The organism is Conexibacter woesei Iso977N, from assembly GCF_000424625.1.
Lineage (GTDB): Bacteria > Actinomycetota > Thermoleophilia > Solirubrobacterales > Solirubrobacteraceae > Baekduia > Baekduia woesei_A.
The window spans coordinates 465,975-486,726 of the sequence record NZ_AUKG01000001.1 but is presented as its reverse complement, the minus strand read 5'-3'; the positions used below and the strand labels follow the sequence as shown (position 1 = coordinate 486,726).

Genomic DNA, 20,752 nt, shown 5'->3' with positions numbered 1-20,752 from the left:
ATCTCCGGCGACAAGCGGGGCGGCCACCAGGCCGCCCCGCTTTCGTTCGGGAGCTGACGGACGCCGTTGAAGAACACGCGAAGCCCGCCGACAACTGTGGGGAATGAGCGTGGAGACCGTGATGGCGCGGATCACCCAGCTGCAGCAGGGACTGCTGCCGCAGACCGAACCTTCGACGACGGGCACGTCGTCGACCGCGTTCGCCTCCACGCTGCAGGACGCAACATCATCCGCCGGCGTCACCGGTGCCTCGGGCACCGCAGCGACCGGCACCAGCTTCAGCTCAGGCGTGTCCGGCGCGGCAACCGCGACGGACACGACCGGGCAGACCGCGGGCCAGCGCGCCCTGCAGGTCGCCGAGGGCGAGATCGGCCAGACCGAGCAGCCGCCCGGCTCCAACGACTCGCCGCGGATCGCCGAGTACCGCACGGCCACCGCCGGCAGCGGGATCGGCCCGTGGTGCGCGTACTTCGTCTCCTGGGCCGCCAAGCAGGCCGGCGCGCCGGTCGGCGAGGCCGGGCAGGGCTTCGGCTCGGTCTCGGCGCTGTCGTCCTGGGCGCAGCGCACCGGGCGCTTCACGCCCGCCGCCGCCGGCCAGGCGCCGCAGCCCGGCGACCTGATCGTCTGGGGCGGCGAGCACGTCGGCATGGTCGAGTCCGTCGACTCCGACGGCAAGATCCACACGGTCGAGGGCAACTCCTCCAACATGGTCACGCGGCGGGTGCACGACAGCACCGGCGACGGGGCGACGGGCTTTGTCCGCCTCGGCTGAGCCGGTCGTCGTCCTCGCGCCGGGCGACGCCTGGACCGCCGACGGCCTTCAGCGGCTCCTCGCCGCGGCCGCCGCGCATCCCGGCGCCGGCCTCGTCCACGGCGACGCGCTGCTGGTCGACGACGAGGGTCGCGAGCGCGGCCGCCGCGCGGGCGCACGTGCGACCGGGCCCGCGCTGATCCGCCGGGCCTGGCGTGGCGAGCGGGCCGTGGCCGCCGGATCGTTCCTGGTCCGCCGCGACGTGCTCGACGCGCTCGGGCGCAGCGCGCTGGACGACCCCTACAACTTCATCCTGCGCGCCGCCGCCGTGGCGCCCGTGCACCACGTCGAGGGCGAGCCGGTCGTTCGCACCTCCGCCGCGGCCGACGCGCGCGCCGGCCAGGACGCCGCCGGTCAGGGCGCCGCGCTGCTGGCTGCGCTGGACGGCGGCGACGTCACGCTGCGTGACCTCGTCCCGGAGCTCGACTGGCCGATCCTGCATCCCGACGCGGCCCGGCGCCGGGCGCTGGAGCTGCTGGCCGGCGTCGCGGCGGCTCGCACGCCGGCCCTGCCGCGCGTGGCCTCCGAGCTGCAGCGCCGCGCCGCCGCGCTCCCCGTGGCCCCCGCGCCCAGGCGCGACAAGGGCAAGCTCGTGATGACCGCCTTCGGGTGGAACGACTCCGGTGGCGGGACGATGCTCCCGCGCTTCGCCGCCAAGGAGCTCGTCCGCCGCGGCTGGGACGTCGTCGTCTTCCACGCCGCCGTCGCGCCCGACCCGTCAGGCGTCCCCTACGCGATCCGCGAGTGGGAGGAGGACGGCGTCCGCCTCGTCGGCGTGCACAACCGCGCGCACGGCCTGCTCGACCTCGGCGCGCCGGAGCGCGAGCTCGACGACCCGCCGATCACGGCGGCGTTCGCCGACCTGCTCGATCGCGAGCGGCCCGACGTCATCCACTTCCACAACCTGCACAACCTCGGTGCCGCGCTGCTGGACGCCGCCGCGGCGCGGGGGATCCCGTCGTACTTCACCACCCACAACTACTGGCTGGCCTGCCCGCGCGCGTACCTGCTGCGCGGCGATCAGAGCCTGTGCGGCGGGCCCGGCGACGCGGGTGGCGACTGCGCCGCGTGCGTCGGCAGCCACGACGTCGGCGGCCACCAGGCCCGGCTCGCCGGGATCCGCGAGGCCTTCTCGCGCGCGATCGGCGCCTGCCTGACCGTCTCGCACGGGGTGCGGCGCACGCTGGTCGACCAGGGCTACCCGGCCGCGGCGCTCGACGTCGTGCGCCAGTGCGTGCCGGCCGAGGACGAAGCGTGGGAGCGCGTCGGGCGCGACCGCGTGCCGGGCCGCCTCGACGACCAAGTGCTACATGTCGGGTTCTTCGGCTCCGTCTACCCGCACAAGGGCGCGCAGCTGCTCGTCGCCGCGGCGCAGGCGGTCGCCGCCGAGATCCGTGTCCACGTCCACGGCGAGATCCCGGACCGCATGGCGCACGAGCTGCGCCGCTTGGACCGGCGCGGCCTGGTCGAGCTGCACGGGAAGTTCGAGCCGACCGAGCTGCCGGACCTGCTGGCGCGCGTCGACGCGGCCGCCCTGCCGTCGCTGTGGTGGGACTGCGCCCCGCTGGTCGCGGGCGAGTGCCTCGCCGCGCGGGTGCCGCTGCTCTCCCCGCGGATGGGCGGCCTGGCCGACGCGATCGAGGACGGGGTCGACGGCCTCGCCTTCGACGGCGGCGACCAGGCGCAGCTGACCGTCGCGCTGGAGCGCCTGGCCGGCGAGGCCGGGCTGCTGGAGCGCCTGCAATCCAACATCGCCGCCCCGCGCGGCTTCGCGGCCTACGTCGACGAGCTCGAGGCCTACTACGGCGGCGCACGCCCGTCGCGCGTGCACGACGAGCCGCCGCTGGCGGTGTCGTGGGTCGGCGAGCACGACGCACCGACGTCGCTGGCCCGCATCAACCGCAGCGTCGTGGCCGGCCTGGCCGGCGACCCCGAGCTGACCGTCCGCGCCGCGGCGACCGATCGCCCGGTCGCGTCCTCGCCGCTGCCGCACGCGGCCGACGTCGAGGTGCGCCACCAGTGGCCGCCGGACCTCCGGCCGCCCGCCTCGGGCCACCTCGCGCTGATCCAGCCCTGGGAGTTCGGCGCGGTCCCCGAGGCGTGGGTCGGCCCGCTGAACACCGTGGTCGACGAGCTGTGGGTGCCATCCGAGCACGTGCGCGAGATGTACGTCAGCTCCGGCGTGGAGGCCGATCGCGTCGCGGTCGTGCCCAACGGCGTCGACCTCGACGCCTTCGCGCCCGAGGGCCCGGCCTACGACCTCGGCGACCGCGCGCCCGGCACCCGGTTCCTCTTCGTCGGCGGCGCGATCGGCCGTAAGGGCATCGACGTCCTGCTCGGTGCCTGGCAGGCGGCGTTCACGCGCGCCGACGACGTCACGCTGATCGTCAAGGACTTCGGCGCCGAGGGCGTCTACCGCGGTGGCGACCGGGCCGAGCTGCAGCGCCTGGCCGCCGATCCGGACGGGCCGCGCGTCGTGCACCTCACCGAGACGCTGAGCGATGCGGAGGTCTCCGCGCTCTACCGCGCCTGTGACGTCCTCGTGCACCCCTATCGCGGCGAGGGCTTCGCGATGCCGGTGCTGGAGGCGATGGCCTGCGGGCGCCCCGTGCTGCTCACCGGCGGCGGTCCGACCGACGAGTTCTGCCCGCCGGAGGCGGGCTGGCGGATCGCCTCGCAGCGCGCGCTGATCCCCGGCCGTCAGATCTCCGGGATGGCGCTGGCCGGCGACGGCTGGATGCTGGAGCCCGACGCCGCCGACCTGACGCGCCTGCTGCGCGAGGTCGCCGAGACGTCCGCTGAGGAGCGCGCGCGCCGCGGTGTCGCCGGCCGCGCCGCCGCCGCGCAGCTCGGCTGGGACGCGGTGTCGGCCCGCTACGCGGAGCGCCTGAAGGCGCTCAGCGAGCGCCCCGCGCGCATCGCCCGGACGCCGGACGTCGACCTCGGGCTGGAGGACGACGACGATCGGCTGCGGCTGCTGGCGGTCCCGGCCTACCGCGGGACCGACCGGCTCGCCGACCTGCTGGCCGCGTGGGCGCAGGCCGCGCCGAGCGGCACCCCCGCGACCCTCGTGCTCGTCGCCGATCCCGGCCAGGACGGCGATGCCGCCGGCGTCGAGGGGCACATCGTCGCGGCGGCCGCCGCGGCCGGCGCCGATCTCGACGCGTGCGCCGACATCGAGGTGCGGTTCCTGCACGCCACGCCCGGGCGCGACGCCGCGCTGGCGGCGGCGACCGACGCGTTCGTGCCGCTGCACGGCGCCTCCGAGGGCCACGCCCGCCGCGCCCGCGCGGCCGGCAACGCCGTCGTCGCGCCCGACGCAGGCGCCATCGCCGCGTTCCTGGCGACCGCGCCCGCGGTCAGCGCAACGGGAAGGTGAGCCCCAGACCCGGGACCGTGACGGTCCCGTCCCGGTCGGTCACGGTGCCGATCCGCCGTGCGCCCTCGTGGTGCGAGGCGAGGATCCGCGCGGCCTCGTCGGCGTCGGCCTCCGGCACGATCGCGATGAAGCCGCAGCCCATGTTGAAGACCTCCCACATCTCGGCGACGGGGACGTCGCCGAGGCGCGCGACGAGGTCGAAGACCGGCGGGCTCGGCAGCGGGTCGCTGATCTCGTAGCCGCGGCCGAGGCGCAGGATGTTGTTCAACCCGCCACCGGTGATGTGGGCCAGGCCGCGGACGTCGACCGAGGACTTCAACAACTCCAGGACCGCGCGGACGTAGATGACCGTCGGCTCCAGCAGCGCGTCGGCGACCGACGCGCCGCCCAGCTCCTCCGGCGTGTCGTCGAGCGTCAGGCCGCCATCGACCTGCAGCGCGCGGCGGGCCAGGGTGTAGCCGTTGGAGTGCAGCCCGGACGAGGGCACGCCGATCAGCGCGTCGCCGGGGGCGATGCGGTCGCCGAGGACCAGGTCGTCCAACCTGACGGTGCCGATCGCGGTAGCGCAGAGGTCGAAGCCGTGCGGCGACGGGTGGCCGCGGATCAGCTCGGGCAGGACGGCCAGCTCGCCGCCCGGCACCTCGGTGCCCGCGGCCTCGGCGCCGACCTTCAGGCCCTGGCCGATGCGCGCCAGGCGCCCGGCGTCGACCTGCTCGACCGCAAGGTAATCAACAAGGGCGATCGGCTCGGCGCCGACGCAGATCAGGTCGTTGACGTTCATCGCGACGCAGTCGATCCCGACGGTCTCCAGCCGGTCGGCCTCCTCGGCGACGACGAGCTTGCTGCCGACGCCGTCGGTCGCGATCGCGATCCCGAGGTCGTCGCTGACCTTCAGCACCGACGCGTAGTGGCCGGACGGGACGACCGAGCGCGACGGGCTGCCGGTCTCGATCGTCTTCAGGACCGCGACGAGCGCCCCGACGCCCGCGTCGGCCTGATCCGTGTCCACGCCGGCGGCGGCGTAAGCATCGCTCATGCTGGGGATCGTCGCAGACGCGTCAGGGCGGCGGCGGCCAGCGCGACGCGCTCGGCGGCGGGTGCGGCGATCGACGTCGCGCGGCGCAGCGGCGCCGCCGCGAGCGTCGAGACCAAGGCTGCGGCCATCCCGGCGGCGAACGCGGTCCGGACTTCGCGCGCAGGCGGGCGCTGGGCCAGCCGCACGACCTTCAGCCCGGTGGCGCCGGCGATCACCGGCAGGCCCGCGCGGCGCCCGAGGTCGAACGCCGCTTCGCGCGAGAACCCGCGCAGCCGCGCGGCGGCCACCGTCAGCCCGAGGCGTGACACGCCCGGCCACAGCGCGCACGCCTGCGCGAGGCCGAGCCAGAGCGCGTCGAAGAGCGTCGCGTCGGCGGCGGGGCGTTCTCCACCATGTCGGTCGGCGGTCACCAGCACCGCCGAGCCCAGCAGCAGCCCGGCCGCCGTCGCCCGCGTCCCGCCGAGGCGCCGTTCGATCGGCTTCTCCAGCGTGAACCCGAGGACCGCGGCGGGCGCCGTGGCGACGACGGCCCACGCGAGCGACGGGCGTGGGATCAGCACCAACAACCCGCCGAGCGTCCCCGCGTGCAGCATGACCTCGAACGCCTTGCGGACGTCATCGTCGAGCTCCGCGCTCGGCCATCCGAGCAGCTGCGGGATCAGCGCGACGTGCGCGCTCGACGAGACCGGCACCAGCTCCGCCGGGCCGTGCAGCGCGCCCAGCGCCACGGCGTGTGCGACAGGAAGTCCCGGGCCGCTAGGCCGCATCGGCCGCTGCGAGGCGCCGCGCGCGGCGTGCGCGCCACCAGCGCTGGCCGAAGTAGACGACGGCCAGGACGATCAGCACCGCGACCGCGTAGTCGACGTAGTGCAGCCGGTCCTTCCAGTCGGTCCAGTTGTCGCGCGCGGCCTTGCCGACGAGCGTCAGCCCCAGGATCCACGGCACGCAGCCGGCGAACGTCAGCACGATGAAGCGCCCGAACGGCATCCGGGCCGCGCCCGCGGGCAGCGAGATGAACGTCCGGACGATCGGCAGCATCCGCGAGAAGAACACCGCGGCCGAGCCCCAGCGCTCGAACCAGCGCTCGGTCAGCGCCAGGTGCTCGGGCTTGACGTGGAAGACCCTGTGGCGCTCCAGCAGCTCCAGGCGGCCGTAGTAGCCGATCGCGTAGGCGATCGACGAGCCGATCACGTTGGCGACCACGCCGGTCGCGACGGCCGCGAACAGCGAGTACTTGCCCTCGCTGACGTTGAACCCGGCGAAGAGCATCGTGGCCTCCGACGGGATCGGGATCAGCGCGCTCTCGGGCACCATCAGCAGGAAGATCCCGGGCAGGCCGAGATCGCCGACGACCCTGGTGGCGAAGTCGGCGAGCTTCTCGGTGACGGACGCGAGGACGAGCAGCGCGGCGATCGGCATCGCCCGACAGCGTAGGGGACCCGACCTGAGCGGGGCCTGAACGTCGCCGGAGAGGATCCTCCGCGCCGGCTAGGCGGCGAGCGCCAGGACCGGTGCCGCGCGCAGCTCGGTCGCATGCGCCAGGATCGTGTCCACACGGTGGCCGAACGTGTGCTCCGCGAGGATCAGCGCGCGACCCCGGCGGGCCATCGCCGCGGCGGCCTCGGGGTCGGCGAGCAGGCGGTCCACCGCGACGCGCAGGTCCTCGTCGCTCGCGTAGGTGGCGACCGCGTCGCCGAAGCGCTCGGCCAGCCCGGGCACGTCGTCGCTGAGCAGGACGGCGCCTGCGGCCAACGCGTCGAAGACGCGGTTGGAGATGTAGCCCTGCTCGCGCATGTCGTCCCAGTGGTCGTTGAGCAGCACGCCCGCGCTTGCGTAGGCGCGGCGGACCTCGTCGTTGGGCAGGTACTCGCCGATCACGTGCCGCGTGTCGATCAGGCGGTCCCAGTCCTTGCCCCAGACGGCGACGTCGCGCTCGGTGGGCAGCAGCCCAGCGAGCGAGCGGCGCAGCACACCGCGCGAGTTGCCGACGAACGTGACCTCGTGGGCCAGCGCGTCGTCGCGCTCGGGGAAGAACACGGCCGGATCCGTCGCTTGCTCCAGCACGCTGACCGGTGTGGAGGTCAACTTGGACAGCCGCTCGGCGTCGGGTGCCGAGGCGACGAAGACGTGGTCGTAGCGGTCACACTCGCCGCCCGTCACGAGCTCGGGGTGGCTGATCACCCACAGCAGGTTGACCTGACCCGGGCGCGGCACGTACTGCCACAGCCCGCGCAGGTGCAGCGCGACGTCGGCCGGCGCGTCGGTGTCCCACTCGCGGACGACCTCCAGGCGCGGGCGGTGGCCGCGGCGGCGCAGCTCGTCGGCGACGGCGCGCCCGAAGTGCGTGTCGCCCCAGTGCTCGGCGCCGATCCAGTTGGGCGGGCAGATCTTGATCGCGATGTCGAGCGGCTCGACCTCCCAGCGCTCGCGCGCCAGCGCGCGCAGCGACGGCGCGTCGGCCGCGTGCGGGCGGCCCTCGAAGCGGGCGGGCACCGGCCCGGCGCTCAGGACCGCGTGGGCGTGGCGCGCCAGCGCGGCCTCCAGCGGCTCGGCGTGCGGATGCTGCAGGGCGAGCAGGTCGGGGCCGTCCTCGGCCGAGACGCCCGCCGCCTCCAGCGCGCCCAGCAGCACCGCGACGCTCGCGTCGTCGGGCAGGTGCACGGCCAGGGTGGCGTCCGCGCCGGCGTCGAAGGCCTCGGCGTAGGTGGTGAGCAGCTCGGGGTGGGCGGCCAGCTCCTCGACGGCGGCGACGGTCACGAACGACCGCGCCTCCTCCAGGGGCCAGGCGCTCTCGTCGGGGCGCTCCTCGACGATGGGCTGGGCCCGCATCAGGCGCCGCGAGCTCCGCTCCAGCACCGCGCCCGCGTGCGCGTCGCGCGGGAAGTCGGCCAGGACCGCGAGCGCCTCGCGGATGGCGCGCTCGTCGTCGCCGCGGCGCTCGGCGGCGACCGCGTCGGCCAGCCGCTCGTTCGCCGCGTTCGCGCGCTCGACGTGATCGGGCGCCAGCTCCGCGGCGGGGATGCCGAGATCCCGGGACGCGACGGCGACGCAGTGGTGGAACGCGTAGAGGGCGCCGACCATGTCCTCCATCGCGACGTCGATCTCGCGCGCCTGGGAGAACATCCAGCGTCGCAGCGGGATCTCCTTGGCGCGCAGCTCGGCGAACCGGCGCGGCCCGCGCCCGAGCGCGAGGTTGTCGTCGTGCTTGCGATAGCGGACGACGTGGCCGCCGACCGGCGCGACCGCGGTCCGCCGCGCGACCTGCACGGCGATCCACCAATCCTGGGCGCGGCCCCAGTCGGGGATCGGGGCGTAGTGCTCGCGCAGCGAGGACCGGACGATGATCGTCGAGGTCTGCGCCATGTTGTGGCACATGAGGTAGCCGAAGGCGGCGAGGTGGCCGGAGCGGAACTCCACGCCGTTGTAGGCCTGGTAGGACGGGTGGATCTCCTGGCCGTCGCCGTCGATCAGCACCGCGTCGCCGTAGACGAGCCCGAGCCCCGGGTCGGCTTCGAGCATCGCGACCTGGCGGCGCAGCTTGCTCGGCACCCACTCGTCGTCGCCGTCGAGCAGCGCGATGTAGGTGCCGCGTGCCTCGGCCAGCCCGCGGTTGAAGGCGCCGAGGTGGCCGGCGTTCTCCTGGCGAACGACCCGGATGCGGTCGCCGTAGCGGGCCAGGACGTCCGGTGTCCCATCGGTGGAGCCGTCGTCGATCACGACGATCTCGACCTCGCCGCCGCACGGCTCCTGAGCGAGGACGCTGTCGAGCGCGAGCGCGACGAAGCGCTCGTGGTTGTACGTGGCGACGACCACGCTCACGAGTGGGAGGGAGGACATCCCTCCGGTGGTCGGCATCCGGCCGAGCGCTCTTGAGGACGCGTGTCCACGCGCGCGCTGTCCCCCTGCGCGGGCGCGCCTCAAGGCGTGCGCGGAGGGGACCGATCACCCGGAGTGATGTCCCTCCCATCGCCATCGCCCCGCACGGGCGCGGCCGCGCCGTGCTCGATCCTCATGATCAGCAAGATCGCCCCGCCGGGCGATCGCGACGCCGGGTCGCTGCGCCAGCTGCGGCTGATCGAGCTGCTGCGCGCCGAGGGGCACGACGTGACGCTCGTGGCGCGCGACGGCGCGGAGGACGGCCAGCACGACGCGGCGCTGGCGCTGGAGGCCATGGGCGTCCGGGTGACGCTCGGCGATCCGGTCCGCTCGCCGCTCGCGCAGCGCGCGGGCCGGCCGGAGCTGGACCTGGAAGGGCTGCTGCGCGACGTCCGGCCGGACGTGGTCTGGCTCTCGTTCTTCGACGTCGCCGAGGCCTACCTGCCGCTGTTGCGCCGCTGGGCGCCGGGCGCGCGGCTGCTGGTCGACACGGTCGACGTCCACTGGGTGCGCGAGGCGCGCGCGGCCGAGGTCGCGGCGAGCCCCGCGCTGGCCGACGCCGCGGTCCGCACGCGCGACCGCGAGGCCGCCGCCTACGGCGCCGCCGACGGGCTGATCGCCGTCAGCGAGGACGACGCCGCGGCGCTGCGCGCGCTGGCGCCCGAGGTCCCGGTCGCGGTCATCTCCCTCGTCCATCCCGAGGAGCCCGAGGGCCCGGGGCCGCAGGCGCGCGAAGGCGCGCTGTTCGTCGGCAACTTCCGCCACGCGCCGAACGTCGACGCGGCGCTGTTCCTGGTCGGCGAGGTCTGGCCGCGCGTGCGCGCCGTCCTCCCCGAAGCGCGGCTGACGCTGGCCGGGGGCGCGCCGCCGCCCGAGGTCCGCGCGCTGGCCGGCGACGGCGTGGAGGTCACCGGCTGGGTTCCGGCGATCGCGCCGCTGCTGGAGGCCGCGCGCGTCTCGGTCGCCCCGCTGCGCTACGGCGCCGGCGTGAAGGGCAAGATCGGCGAGGCGATGGCGCACGGCGTCCCGGTCGTCACGACGACGATCGGCGCCGAGGGCATGGGCCTCGTCGACGGCGAGCACGCGCTCGTGGTCGACGATCCGCAGGGGCTGGCGGACGCGATCGTCGCCCTGCACTGCGACGACGCGCTGTGGCGCGCGATCGGCGCGGCCGGGCGCGCCGGCCTGGAGGCGCGGCTGTCGCCGGCCGTGGCGCGCCGCGCGCTGCGCGGGCTGACCGCCTCGGTGCCGGAGCGCTACATCGCGCCGCACGACCTCGACGACGACGGGCTGCGCGCGTTGTTGGAGGACTACGTGGGGCGCTTCCCGACCGACGCGCCCACCTCGCTCGTGTTCCCGGTCGACGACGACGCCGAGGCGCTGCTCGGGCGCCTGCTCGCGGCGCTCGCCGCCATGGGGCGCGACCCCGAGGCGATCCCCGACGTCGCCGTGACGCCTTGGCGGCGAGACGCGCCAGCGCCCCGCGGCGCCGTCCTGGTCGACACGCCGGCCCTCCCCGAGCCGGCACGCGCGCCGGCCGCCGCGGCGGGAGCACCGCGTGCCGCCGTTGCCGTCCACCTGCCCGACGACCCGGACGCCGCCCGGCTCCAGCTCGAGGCGCTGCTCGCCTCGGGGGCCGGCGCGGACGCAGAGCTGCTCGCGCTGTCGGCCGACCCGGTGCCCGCCGGAGTGCGCCACGTCGCGCTGCCGCGGGGCGCCGGCCGCCGCCTCGCCCAGCTGCGCGCGGTCAACGCGACCGAGGCGGACATCTTGATCGTCCTCGAGCCGCACGCGCTCCCGCGTGCCGGATTCGCCGCGCCGTTGATCGACGCCGTCGAGGCCGGCGCCGCCCTCGCCGGCCCGGCGGTCGACGGTGCGCTCGGGTTGTCGGTCGACCCCGCCGGCGCGCTCTGGCCGCTGGGCGGCGGCGAACGTCCCGCTGCGCTGCCGTTCGACGCGCTGGCCGCGCGGCGCGAGACGTGGCGCGCGATGCCGCCGCACTGGCCGTCGCGCGAGGGGCACGCCGAGCGCCAGCTCGCCGGCTGGGTCTCGGACCGGGGTCCTGTCGTGGCCGTGGCCGGAGCGGCCGTCGATCGCGCCGCCATGCCCGACTGCTCGGTGATCATCTGCACGCGCGACCGGGCGGACATCATCGAAGGCTGCGTCGAGCAGGTCGTCGGACAGGGGGTCGCGGAGATCGTGGTGGTCGACAACGGCTCGACCGACGCGACGCCGGACGTCCTCGCCGCGCTCGCCGAGCGCCATCCGGCGGTGCGCGTGGTCGACGAGCCGCGCGCCGGGCTGTCGATCGCCCGCAACACCGGCGCCCACGCGGCATCGCACGAGCTGTTGATCTACCTCGACGACGACGCGCGGATCGCACCCGGCTGGGCCGCCGCGCTGGCGCGCGAGCTCGCCCGCGACGGCGTCGCGATCGCCGGCGGACCGATCGTCGGGCTGTGGCCGCAGGAGCGCGATCCCGCTTGGCCCGCGCCGCGGCTCGAGCCCTTCTACGGCGTCCTCGACCACGGCGACGCCGACCTGTCGCTGGTGGCGCCCAAGATCGTCTATGGCGGCAACTGGGGCGCCAGGCGCTCGGTCCTGCTCGCCGCCGGCGGCTTCGATCCGGAGCTCGGCGTGGGCCCTGACGCCCGCATCGGCGGCGAGGAGGTCTCGGTCGCCTGGCAGGTCCAGCGCCGCGGCCTCGGCGCGACGCGCTACGTGATCGCGGGCGCTGTGGGCCACCTGATCCCGGCCGCGCGCCTGAACGACGACTTCCTGACGCGCCGCTCCTACACGGTCGGGCTCGAGCGCCCTCGGCATCTGGAGCGGCCCGATCGCGCGCAGCTGCTGGCGCACGCCGGCGAGGCGGCGCGGCGGCTGCTCCACCACCTCCCGCTCGCGGGATCCCTCAGCGTGGAGGAGGCGGTCGAGGCGATCGCCGCTGCCGACGTCCCGTCGCCGCGCAAGACCGGCGCGGCAGACGGCCTCGGCGAGCTGGTCGCCTGCCTGATCCTCGCCGGCGAGGACGGTGCCCGGCTCGGCGACCTGGCGCTCGCCGTCCGGCCGGAGCAGCTCGCCGGCGTGCTCGCGCGGCCCGCCGTCGCGGCGGCGTAGCCGCCTCGCCTGCTGCCGCGTTCGGCAGCGGCCGGCCGACCGCGCACGTACCTGAACGCTCAAGCGACCCGGCGCAGGACCGATCACCATGATGTGGACGCTCCCTCTCCCGCCACGGCGCAGCGAGCGCTGCTCGGCCTGCTGGTCCCGACGTACGACCGGGCACCGCTGCTGGAGCGCCTGCTCGAGGCGCTCGAGCGCGAGATCGGCGATCGCGACGACATCATCGTCCAGGTCGCCGACAACGCGTCGCCGGACGCGACGCCGGAGATCCTGGCGGCTGCGAGCGTGCGGCTGCCATGGCTGCGCGTGCATCGCCAGCCCGAGAACATCGGACCGTTCGCCAACGGCCATTGGCTGATGGAGCACGCGCCGGATGCCGAGTACCTGTGGTGCTTCGGCGACGACGACGTGCCGCTGCCGGGCGCGATCGAGCGGACGGCCGCGCTGCTGCGCGAGCACCGTCCCGCATGGCTGTTCCACCCGTACCTCAGCGCCGCGGCCGACGGCGTCGTCACGCACTGGACGCCGGTCACCGGCGCGGCCCAGGTCCACCCGGATCCGGGCGCGCTGTGGCGCGACCAGCACCAGTACCTGACGTTCCTGTCGGCGTCGATCGTCCGCGCCGACGCGCTGCGCGACGCGCACGCGGCCACGACGGCGGAGAACGCGTACCTGCCGCTCCTCTGGTTCTTCCGCGCCGGCCTGCAGGGGCCGTGCGTGGTCGCGGGCGAGCATGGCGTCCTGGGCTGCACCGACATCGGCTGGGCCGATGTCGCGCACGAGTACCTCACGCTGCACTTCACGAAGCTCTACGACGACGTCCTGCACCTCGGCCTCACGGAGGCGGAGTTCGGGGAGTCGCTCAACGGCCTCTACCGCGACGGGTTGGGCCTGTCGCAGTGGCGGCGCGTGCCGATCGAGCGCCTCGCCGAGGTCGTGCGCCGGTTCCCGCAGTGCCGGGAGCTCCGCGTGATCCTGTGGCAGCTCGCTCGGGACCAGCAGCGCCCCGACGTCCTGAATGACCTCGACGCCGGCCTGCGCAGGCTCGGGCTGGACGTCGAGGCCAGAACGCTGCATGCCGCCGGCGTGGCCCGCTTCGAGGCCGGAGACGCCATCGGCGCCGCCCGGCTGATCGAGACGGCGACCGCGGTGGCGCCGAGCCTGCCCGGCGTCTGGAACGACCTCGGCGTCGTGTACCACGCCCTCGAAGCGTTCCCCCGCGCGGCCGAGTGCCTGGAGCTCGCGCTCTTCGTCGACCCCGCCGACGACGGCGCCCGCGCCAACCGCGACGCGCTGGTCGCGCCCGCGTAGGCGCCCGGGCCGTCGGCTCCGCGCGGCGGGCTAGGCTGCGTGACCGTGCCGGTCCCGCTCTTCGACCCCCTCGCGTCGCAGGCCCCGCTGCGCGCGGACATCCGCGCCGCGGTCCACCGCGTGCTCGACTCCGGGCACTTCGTGCTCGGGCCGGAGGTGGCGGCGTTCGAGACCGAGTTCGCCGCCTACGTCGGCGCGCAGCATGCGGTCGGCGTCGCCAACGGGACCGAGGCGATCACGGTCGCGCTGCGCGCTCTGGGCGTGGGGCCGGGGGACGAGGTGATCGTGCCGTCGTTCACGTTCTGGGCCAGCGCCGAGGCGATCCCGCCGACGGGCGCGGTGCCGGTGTTCTGCGATGTCGACCCGGACACGATGTGCGTGACGGTCGACAGCGTGAAGGCGGTGATGACGGAGAAGACCAAGGCGGTCATCGTCGTCCACCTGTTCGGCAACGTCGCGCCGGTGGCGGAGATCGAGGCGCTCGGCGTCCCGGTCCTGGAGGATGCGGCGCAGGCCGCGGGCTCGACGTCGCCGGCCGGGCGGCCTGGTGCTTTGGGGACGATCGCGACGTTCTCGTTCTACCCGTCGAAGAACCTGGGCGCGATGGGCGACGGCGGCGCGATCACGTGCCGCGACGCGGCGCTGGCCGAGCGGGTCCGGACGCTGCGCTTCCACGGCTCCGAGGACAAGGTCGACTACGTCGACATCGGCTACAACAGCCGGCTCGACGAGCTGCAGGCCGCGATCCTGCGCGTGCAGCTGCCGCAGCTGGACAGGTGGGCGGCCGCGCGCGCGGAGGCGGGGGACAGGTACGCCGAGCTGCTCGACGGCGTGGTGAAGGTCCCGGTGCCCACGCCGGGCTCGCGGCCGGCGTGGCACCTCTACGTGATCCGCCACGCGGCGGCCGACGCGCTCGCCGCGTCGCTGGCGGACGCCGGGATCGGCGCACGCGCCTACTACCGGACGCCCGTGCACGCACAGCCGCCGATGGCGCCCTACGCGCCGCGCGTCCCGCTGCCCGGGACCGACGAGGCCGCCCGCACGCACCTCGCGATCCCGATGTCCGCCGCGCTGCGCGACGAGCAGATCGCCGAGGTCGCCGAAGCGGTCCGCGCCGGCGTCTCCGCGGCGGCCTGAGCGTGCGCGCCTGGTTCGACCTCACCAACTCGCCGCACGTGCTGGTCCTGCGGCCGCTGATCCGGGCGCTGCAGGAGGACGGGCACGAGGTCTCCGTGACCGCGCGCGACTTCGCGCAGACGGTGGCGTTGTGCGAGCGCTTCGGGATCGACTGCGACGTCATCGGCCGGCACCGCGGGGCGAGGCTTGGGGCCAAGGCGATTGGGTTGGCCGATCGCTCGTTCGAGTTGTACAAGTACGCTCGGAAGAAGCACTTCGACATCGCGATCGGTCACGGATCCAACGACATCTCGGTCGCCGCCAAGCTGCTGCGGGTCCCGGCCGCGACGATGTTCGACTACGAGTGGGCCAAGGTCCAGCACAACGTCAACTGCCGCCTGTGCGCGGCGGTCGTCGTCCCGGAGGCGATCCCGCCGGAGCGGCTGTACCCGTACGGCGCCAAGGGCAAGTTGCAGCGCTACGAGGGGCTCAAGGAGGAGTACTACCTCTCCGACTTCGAGCCGGACCCGGCGGTGCTGGACGAGCTGTCGCTGGACCCCTCGCAGCCGATCGCGGTGGTCCGCACGCCGCCGAGCGTGAGCCTCTACCACCGCTTCGAGAACGACCTCTTCGCCGACGTCCTCCTCACCCTCCGCGAGCAGGCCCAGACCGTCGTCCTGCCCCGAGTCGACGCACAACGCGCCGAGCTGGCGAGGACCGGCGGCTTCATCGTCCCCGAGCAGGCGATCGACGCCCAATCCCTGATCGCCTACTCCGACCTCGTCGTGTCCGCCGGCGGCACCATGAACCGCGAAGCCGTCGCCCTCGGCACCCCGGTCTTCACCACCTTCGAAGGCCGCCTCGGCGCCGTCGACGAACGCCTCATCGCCGAGAACCGCCTCCACCAACTCACCTCGGCCGCCGCCATCTCCATCACCAAGCGCACCCCCGGCATCACCCAGGACCGCACCCGCCGCAACCCCCGCGACCTCCTGGCCCTGGCGCTGGCCCCTCTGGCCCCCCGCTAGACGCACCATCCGCCCCGGCCGCGCCACCATCGCGGGGCGGTCGGCGGCAGCGACTCCGCCATCGCTTCTCGACCGGAGCGTCATCGCTCTCCGCCGTCTCTCGGTACACGCGAGTGGTCGCCTCGGTCGCGCCATCGTTGCGGGGCGGTCGGCGGCAGCGGTTCCGCCGTCGTCTCGCAACCGGAGCGTCGTCGCTTCTGGCGCCGCAACCCGTCGCACTCTCCGCACCCCTTCGGCAGACGCGCCCGATCGCCCCGGGTCCCGCCACCGTCGCGAGGCGGTTGGCGGCAGCGGTCCCGCCAACGTTCGGTAACCGGTGCGTTGTCGCCACTGGCAGGCCAGCCCTTCGCGCTCTCCGCGATCGCTGCTGAGGCAGCTCGGCGGCCAGGTCGCGCGACCGTCTGGGGCTGGTCGGCTGAAGCGGTGGCTCGGCTCATCGACGGGGTGATCGCCGGTGGCGGGGCGGAGCGCCGGGGGTCTCCCCGGGCGTCGCCCGCTGAGCGATCTCGGTCAACGGTGCATTTGGGTTCTATGCGAACCACTGTGCACCGTTGACGTTGGGCTCCGCGCCCCAACCCGCCGTCTCGTGGATCCCATCGACGCAGCGGGGTGGCAGCGAGGCTCGGGGAGAGCGGTGGGATGGGCCGGGCATGCGGGCTGCGGCGATGATCGCGGTGGTCGAACACGGAGCGCAGCCGGAGCGCGGCCATCGGTGCCACAACACCTGCGCCGCCCCGAGCGCCCGCCGGAGGCACGACGCCAAGCAGCGCCAGGACGAGCCGCGTCGAGGCGGAGCGACGGGGACGACCAGACGATCGTCGCCGACCCACCAACGCCCCGTCCCGAAGAACGGAGCGCCAGCTACGCCGCCTGCGGCCCCTTGCGCATCGCCGGCCGGTGCGCGATCAGCTCGATGCGCTTCAGGATCGCCTGGGCGGCTTCCTGGCACGCGATCGCGTGGCCGATGCCGAGCTCCGGCGCCGTGCGGCGCTCGACGTAGCGCAGGAACGCCGCGGCCTGGGCGACGCAGGCGTCTTCGTGGGGAAGGGTGATGCGCTGCAGGACCTGCTCGTGGCGCCCGATCGTCTGCGTCGACCGGACCGCCTCCAGGACGCGGGTCTCCAGGTCCACCCGGATCTCCGCCTGCGTCGTGGTGACCAGCAGCCGTCGCACCCGCGACACACCGCCGCGCGACGCGACCAGCGAGGCGATCATGTCGTCCTCCATCACCAGCAGCGCCTGGGCATGGTCGATCGGGCCGCCGCGCCTGACGCGGCGCCCCGCGGCCTGGGTCGCGGCGATCGGCTCGTCGCGCAACGCCATCACGAACTGGAGGTCCTGGACCATCAGCTCGCTGACGACGTCCAGCTCGGCGACCGGCCCGGACGTCCCGCCCGGCTCGGCGCGCTCGGCGTGGACCGAAAGGACCTGGTGATCGGCGACCAGCGCGCGCAGCTCGCGCATCGCCGGGTCGTAGTGCTCGTCGAAGGCGACCATCGCGACCGGCCGGCGCGGCGCGCGCACGATCGCGCTCAAAAGCCCATGCGCCGCATCCACATCCGGCGCCAGCGGCGGCTCGACCAGCACGTCGAGCCCCGCCTCCAAAGCAGCACGCGCCAACCGCGGGCGCAGGTCCACACGACCGGCCACCACCGCGACGTGCGCCTCGACGAACGCCGGCTCGATCGCCTCCAGCCACGGGATCCCGAGCGTCATGGCCAGCGTCTTGGCGGCCTCCGGGTCCGGGTCGTAGACACCCGCGAGCAGGCAGCGATCAGCGAGCGCGCGCAAGGCGCGCCCATGGCGCTCGCCGGCCGGGCCGGCGCCGAGGATGATCGCTCTCACCATCAAACCCGGTGATCGGTCGCTCTCAGCGGCGTCTTGAGGCCGCCTGGCGTCCTACAATGCCCCGGATGCGCCGGCCCTTTCGCTCGGCTGGGCTTCCCATCCACCGCCACTCGCTGCCGCAGCTCGGCATCGATGCGGCGCTGGTGGCGCTGGCCTACCTGCTCGCCTTCCGTCTCCGCTTCGACGGCGGGGTCCCGGACGACTACGCGAACCTGCTGGCCGACACGATCCCGTACGTCGTCGCCGCATCGCTGCTGATCTTCACGCTCTTCGGGCTCTACGAGAAGTTCTGGCGCTACGTCGGCCAGCGCGACTACGTGAACATCCTGCAGGCCGTGATCGTCGCGACGCTGTTCGTCCCGGCCTTCAACGCGCTGACGCACCCGGTGATCGTCCGCTCCGGCTCCCACGGCGACGTCACGCTGTCGGTCCCGACAGGCGTCCTCGGGTCGTTCTTCCTGCTCAGCCTCGTCCTCGTCGGCGGCAGCCGCTTCGTCGCCCGGACCTTCTACGAGCGCCCGCTGTCGGGCTTCAGGGCCCGCCCCGGCGCCCGCCGCGTGCTGATCGTCGGCGCCGGCGACGGCGGCCGCCTGGTCCTGCGCGAGATCCTGCGCAACCCGGACCTCGGCCTCAGCCCGGTCGGCTTCGTCGACGACGACCCGACCAAGCACCGCATGCGCGTCGAGGGCGTCCGCGTCCTGGGCCGCACGAGCGAGCTGGCCCGGATCCTCGACGAGGCCGAGCCCGACGAGGTCACGATCGCGATCCCCTCGGCCCCCGGCACGCTGCGCGCCGCCGTCGTCTCGGCCTGCCGCGCGCGCGGCATCCAGGTCCGGACGCTGCCGACCGTCTTCGAGCTGCTCAAGACCGGCGGCGGCAACGTCGTCCGCCAGGCGCGCCCCGTCGAGGTCGAGGACATCCTCGGCCGCGAGCCGATCCGGATGGAGCTGGACCGCGTCGGCCGCTACCTGCAGAACGAGATCGTCATGGTCACCGGCGCGGGCGGCTCGATCGGCTCCGAGCTCTGCCGCCAGATCTCGCGCGTCGCGCCGCGCAAGCTGATCCTGCTCGACCACGCCGAGGACAACCTCTTCCGCATCCAGCGCGAGCTGGAGGACGACCGCCACGTCCACCCGTCGTCGCTGGCCGTCGTGCTCGCCGACTGCAAGGAGGGCGAGCGGATGCGCGAGGTCTTCTCCGAGCACCGCCCGACCGTCGTCTTCCACGCCGCGGCCTACAAGCACGTGGGCCTGATGGAGCTCAACCCCGTCGAGGCCGTGCGCAACAACGCGCTCGCCACGCGCCTGCTGGCGCGGATCGCGGGCGAGCACGACGTCCGCCGCTTCGTGCAGGTCTCGACCGACAAGGCCGTCGACCCCTCGACGGTCATGGGCGCGTCGAAGGCGCTGGCCGAGTACGCCGTCGAGGCCGCGCAGGACAAGTGGCCGAACACGCGCTACGCGATCGTCCGCTTCGGCAACGTGCTCGGCTCGTCGGGCTCGGTCGTCCCGATCTTCCGCCGCCAGATCGCGCTCGGCGGCCCGGTGACGGTCACCGACAAGCGCATGACGCGCTACTTCATGACGATCCCGGAGGCCGTCCAGCTCGTCATCCGCGCCGCCTCGCTGGGCTCCGGCGGCGGCGAGATCTTCGTGCTGGAGATGGGCGAGCCGGTCGGGATCTGGCAGCTGGCCGAGGCGATGATCGAGCTGTCGGGCCTGCGCCCGGGCGAGGACATCGTGATCGAGGAGGTGGGCCGCCGCCCGGGGGAGAAGCTCTACGAGGAGCTGTTCAACCCCTACGAGCGCACGCAGCCCACGCCGGCCGAGAAGATCCTGCGCGCTGAGCGCGACCGGCTGGACCCGACGGTGGTCGAGACGATGTTCGACGAGGTGGGCCTGCTGGTCCTCGAAGGCGACGCCGCGGCACTGGCCGCGAAGGTCTCCGAGCTGTCCGAGCTGCGCTCGCTGAGCGTCCCCGCGACCGTGGTCGAGGACGTGCAGGATGAGACGAGCGGCGGTCCGGACCGCGCCGCGCCGTCCCTGGGTACGGGCTTGCAGGATGGCACCGGCGGCGGTCCGGACCGCGCCGTTCTCTAGCATGGCGCCCTGCATGTCGTCGATCCTGGCCCTTTCGGTCTCCGACAAGATCGATCAGTACGGGGCGTACGCCGGCTTCGCGTCGGTGCTCGGCCTCGCGATCCTCTCGCTCCTCTACTTCGCGCAAGCGCGCGAAGTCAAGCGCCTGCGCGAATGGGCGGGCCGTGCGCCCGAGCGCGCGGCCGACGTCCAGGACCGTGCGACCGCCGCCGCGCAGCAGCGCGTCATCGCGCAGCCGCAGCGGCCCGCCCAGCCCGGCGTCCCGCAGACGCAGCCGGTCAGGCCCGGAGCGCCCGGAGCGGTTCCCGCCGCCGCGACGCCCGCCGGCCAGGCCGCGGGCGCAGCCGCGCCGGCCGCCGCCGCAGCGACTGCCGCGGGCGCGGCGACCGCCACGCCGCCCGGCCAGCAGACCACAGTGCAGCCCGCCGCCAACGGCGCCGCGCAGTCGCCGCCGGCCGCCAGGCCGGGCGAGCCGCTGCGCGTCCCGCCGGGCACCGGCACCCCGGGCGGCACGCCGCCGGGCACGACCCGCACCAACTACGGCCCGGACGACCGCGACGAGGACGAGGGCCGCTCGCGCCTCGCCGTCGGCGGCGCGATCGCGGCGGTCGTCGTGGTCCTGATCGTCATCGTCGTCCTGGTCACCGGCGTCCTCGGCGGCAGCGACGACAGGGGCACGCAGGCGTCGAGCACGCTGCCCGGCGCCACGTCGACCCCCAGGACCAGCAGGACGAGGGCGCCGAGGAATTCGACCCCGCCCGCCGCCGCGCCCAAGCCCGGCACCTACGAGGTCTCGGTCCTCAACGGCACGACCGTCCCCGGCCTGGCCCGCGGCGTCGCCAACCGGCTCCAGAACACCAGGTTCAAGATCGGGACCGTCACCAACGCCGCGACCCAGGACCGCTCGGCGACGCTCGTCGAGTTCGCGCCCGGCCACCGCGCCGAGGGCGACGCGGTCGCCAAGGCGATCGACGTCGGCTCGGACTCGATCCAGGCGCTGTCGCCCGGGTCGAAGACGATCGCCGGCGAGAGCGCGGTGGTGGTCGTGACGGTCGGGTCCGACCAGAACCAGACGCCGGCCGCCCCGACCGGAACGACGACGACGCCGTAGCCGCCGCGGCGGCGTCT

Annotated in this window: 13 protein-coding genes; 8 read left to right on the top strand and 5 right to left on the bottom strand. The window is 74.7% G+C overall.

Going from position 1 to position 20,752, the window contains the following annotated elements:
- Nucleotides 1–103 precede the first annotated feature (103 nt).
- Nucleotides 104–772, top strand: coding sequence for a CHAP domain-containing protein (locus H030_RS36105; protein WP_027004928.1), 669 nt, complete (start codon nt 104–106; stop codon nt 770–772).
- On the top strand, nt 756–4,190 hold the full coding sequence (locus H030_RS0102315; RefSeq protein WP_027004927.1) for a glycosyltransferase: 3,435 nt from the start codon (nt 756–758) through the stop codon (nt 4,188–4,190). Before H030_RS36105 ends, H030_RS0102315 begins: the two co-directional genes overlap by 17 nt.
- Here H030_RS0102315 and purM read toward each other — a convergent pair.
- The 4 genes from purM to H030_RS36100 all read right to left on the bottom strand — a co-directional run bounded on the left by purM (nt 4,171) and on the right by H030_RS36100 (nt 9,063).
- Entirely contained in the window at nt 4,171–5,226 is a 1,056-nt protein-coding gene (gene purM, locus H030_RS0102310; RefSeq protein ID WP_027004926.1) for a phosphoribosylformylglycinamidine cyclo-ligase, read from the bottom strand. The genes H030_RS0102315 and purM overlap by 20 nt on opposite strands.
- Complete coding sequence (locus tag H030_RS28630; protein WP_051221503.1) at nt 5,223–5,954, bottom strand: undecaprenyl-diphosphate phosphatase; 732 nt, start codon at nt 5,952–5,954, stop codon at nt 5,223–5,225. Before H030_RS28630 ends, purM begins: the two co-directional genes overlap by 4 nt.
- Nucleotides 5,955–5,982: 28 nt before the next feature.
- Complete coding sequence (locus H030_RS0102300) at nt 5,983–6,645, bottom strand: DedA family protein (protein ID WP_027004925.1); 663 nt, start codon at nt 6,643–6,645, stop codon at nt 5,983–5,985.
- Nucleotides 6,646–6,714: 69 nt separating this feature from the next.
- A complete protein-coding gene (locus H030_RS36100) occupies nt 6,715–9,063 on the bottom strand; it encodes a glycosyltransferase (protein ID WP_196808960.1) in 2,349 nt (782 codons plus the stop codon).
- Nucleotides 9,064–9,237: 174 nt separating this feature from the next.
- Here H030_RS36100 and H030_RS36095 point away from each other — a divergent pair, with 174 nt between their 5' ends.
- The 4 genes from H030_RS36095 (at nt 9,238) to H030_RS0102270 (ending at nt 15,677) form a co-directional block, all read left to right on the top strand.
- A complete protein-coding gene (locus tag H030_RS36095) occupies nt 9,238–12,219 on the top strand; it encodes a glycosyltransferase (protein ID WP_051221499.1) in 2,982 nt (993 codons plus the stop codon).
- Nucleotides 12,220–12,312: 93 nt separating this feature from the next.
- Complete coding sequence (locus H030_RS36090) at nt 12,313–13,533, top strand: glycosyltransferase (protein WP_027004924.1); 1,221 nt, start codon at nt 12,313–12,315, stop codon at nt 13,531–13,533.
- 45 nt (nt 13,534–13,578) lie between these two features.
- Nucleotides 13,579–14,670: a DegT/DnrJ/EryC1/StrS family aminotransferase gene (locus H030_RS0102275; protein ID WP_027004923.1), complete on the top strand. Its 1,092-nt coding sequence runs from the start codon at nt 13,579–13,581 to the stop codon at nt 14,668–14,670.
- Nucleotides 14,671–14,672: 2 nt separating this feature from the next.
- On the top strand, nt 14,673–15,677 hold the full coding sequence (locus tag H030_RS0102270) for a DUF354 domain-containing protein (RefSeq protein WP_027004922.1): 1,005 nt from the start codon (nt 14,673–14,675) through the stop codon (nt 15,675–15,677).
- 861 nt (nt 15,678–16,538) lie between these two features.
- Here H030_RS0102270 and H030_RS0102265 read toward each other — a convergent pair.
- A complete protein-coding gene (locus H030_RS0102265) occupies nt 16,539–17,525 on the bottom strand; it encodes a Gfo/Idh/MocA family protein (RefSeq protein WP_027004921.1) in 987 nt (328 codons plus the stop codon).
- A 65-nt stretch (nt 17,526–17,590) separates the two neighbouring features.
- Between H030_RS0102265 and H030_RS28605 the strand changes: the two genes are divergently transcribed.
- On the top strand, nt 17,591–19,624 hold the full coding sequence (locus H030_RS28605) for a polysaccharide biosynthesis protein (protein WP_081690441.1): 2,034 nt from the start codon (nt 17,591–17,593) through the stop codon (nt 19,622–19,624).
- A 13-nt stretch (nt 19,625–19,637) separates the two neighbouring features.
- A complete protein-coding gene (locus tag H030_RS0102255) occupies nt 19,638–20,735 on the top strand; it encodes a LytR C-terminal domain-containing protein (RefSeq protein WP_027004920.1) in 1,098 nt (365 codons plus the stop codon).
- Nucleotides 20,736–20,752: the final 17 nt, after the last annotated feature.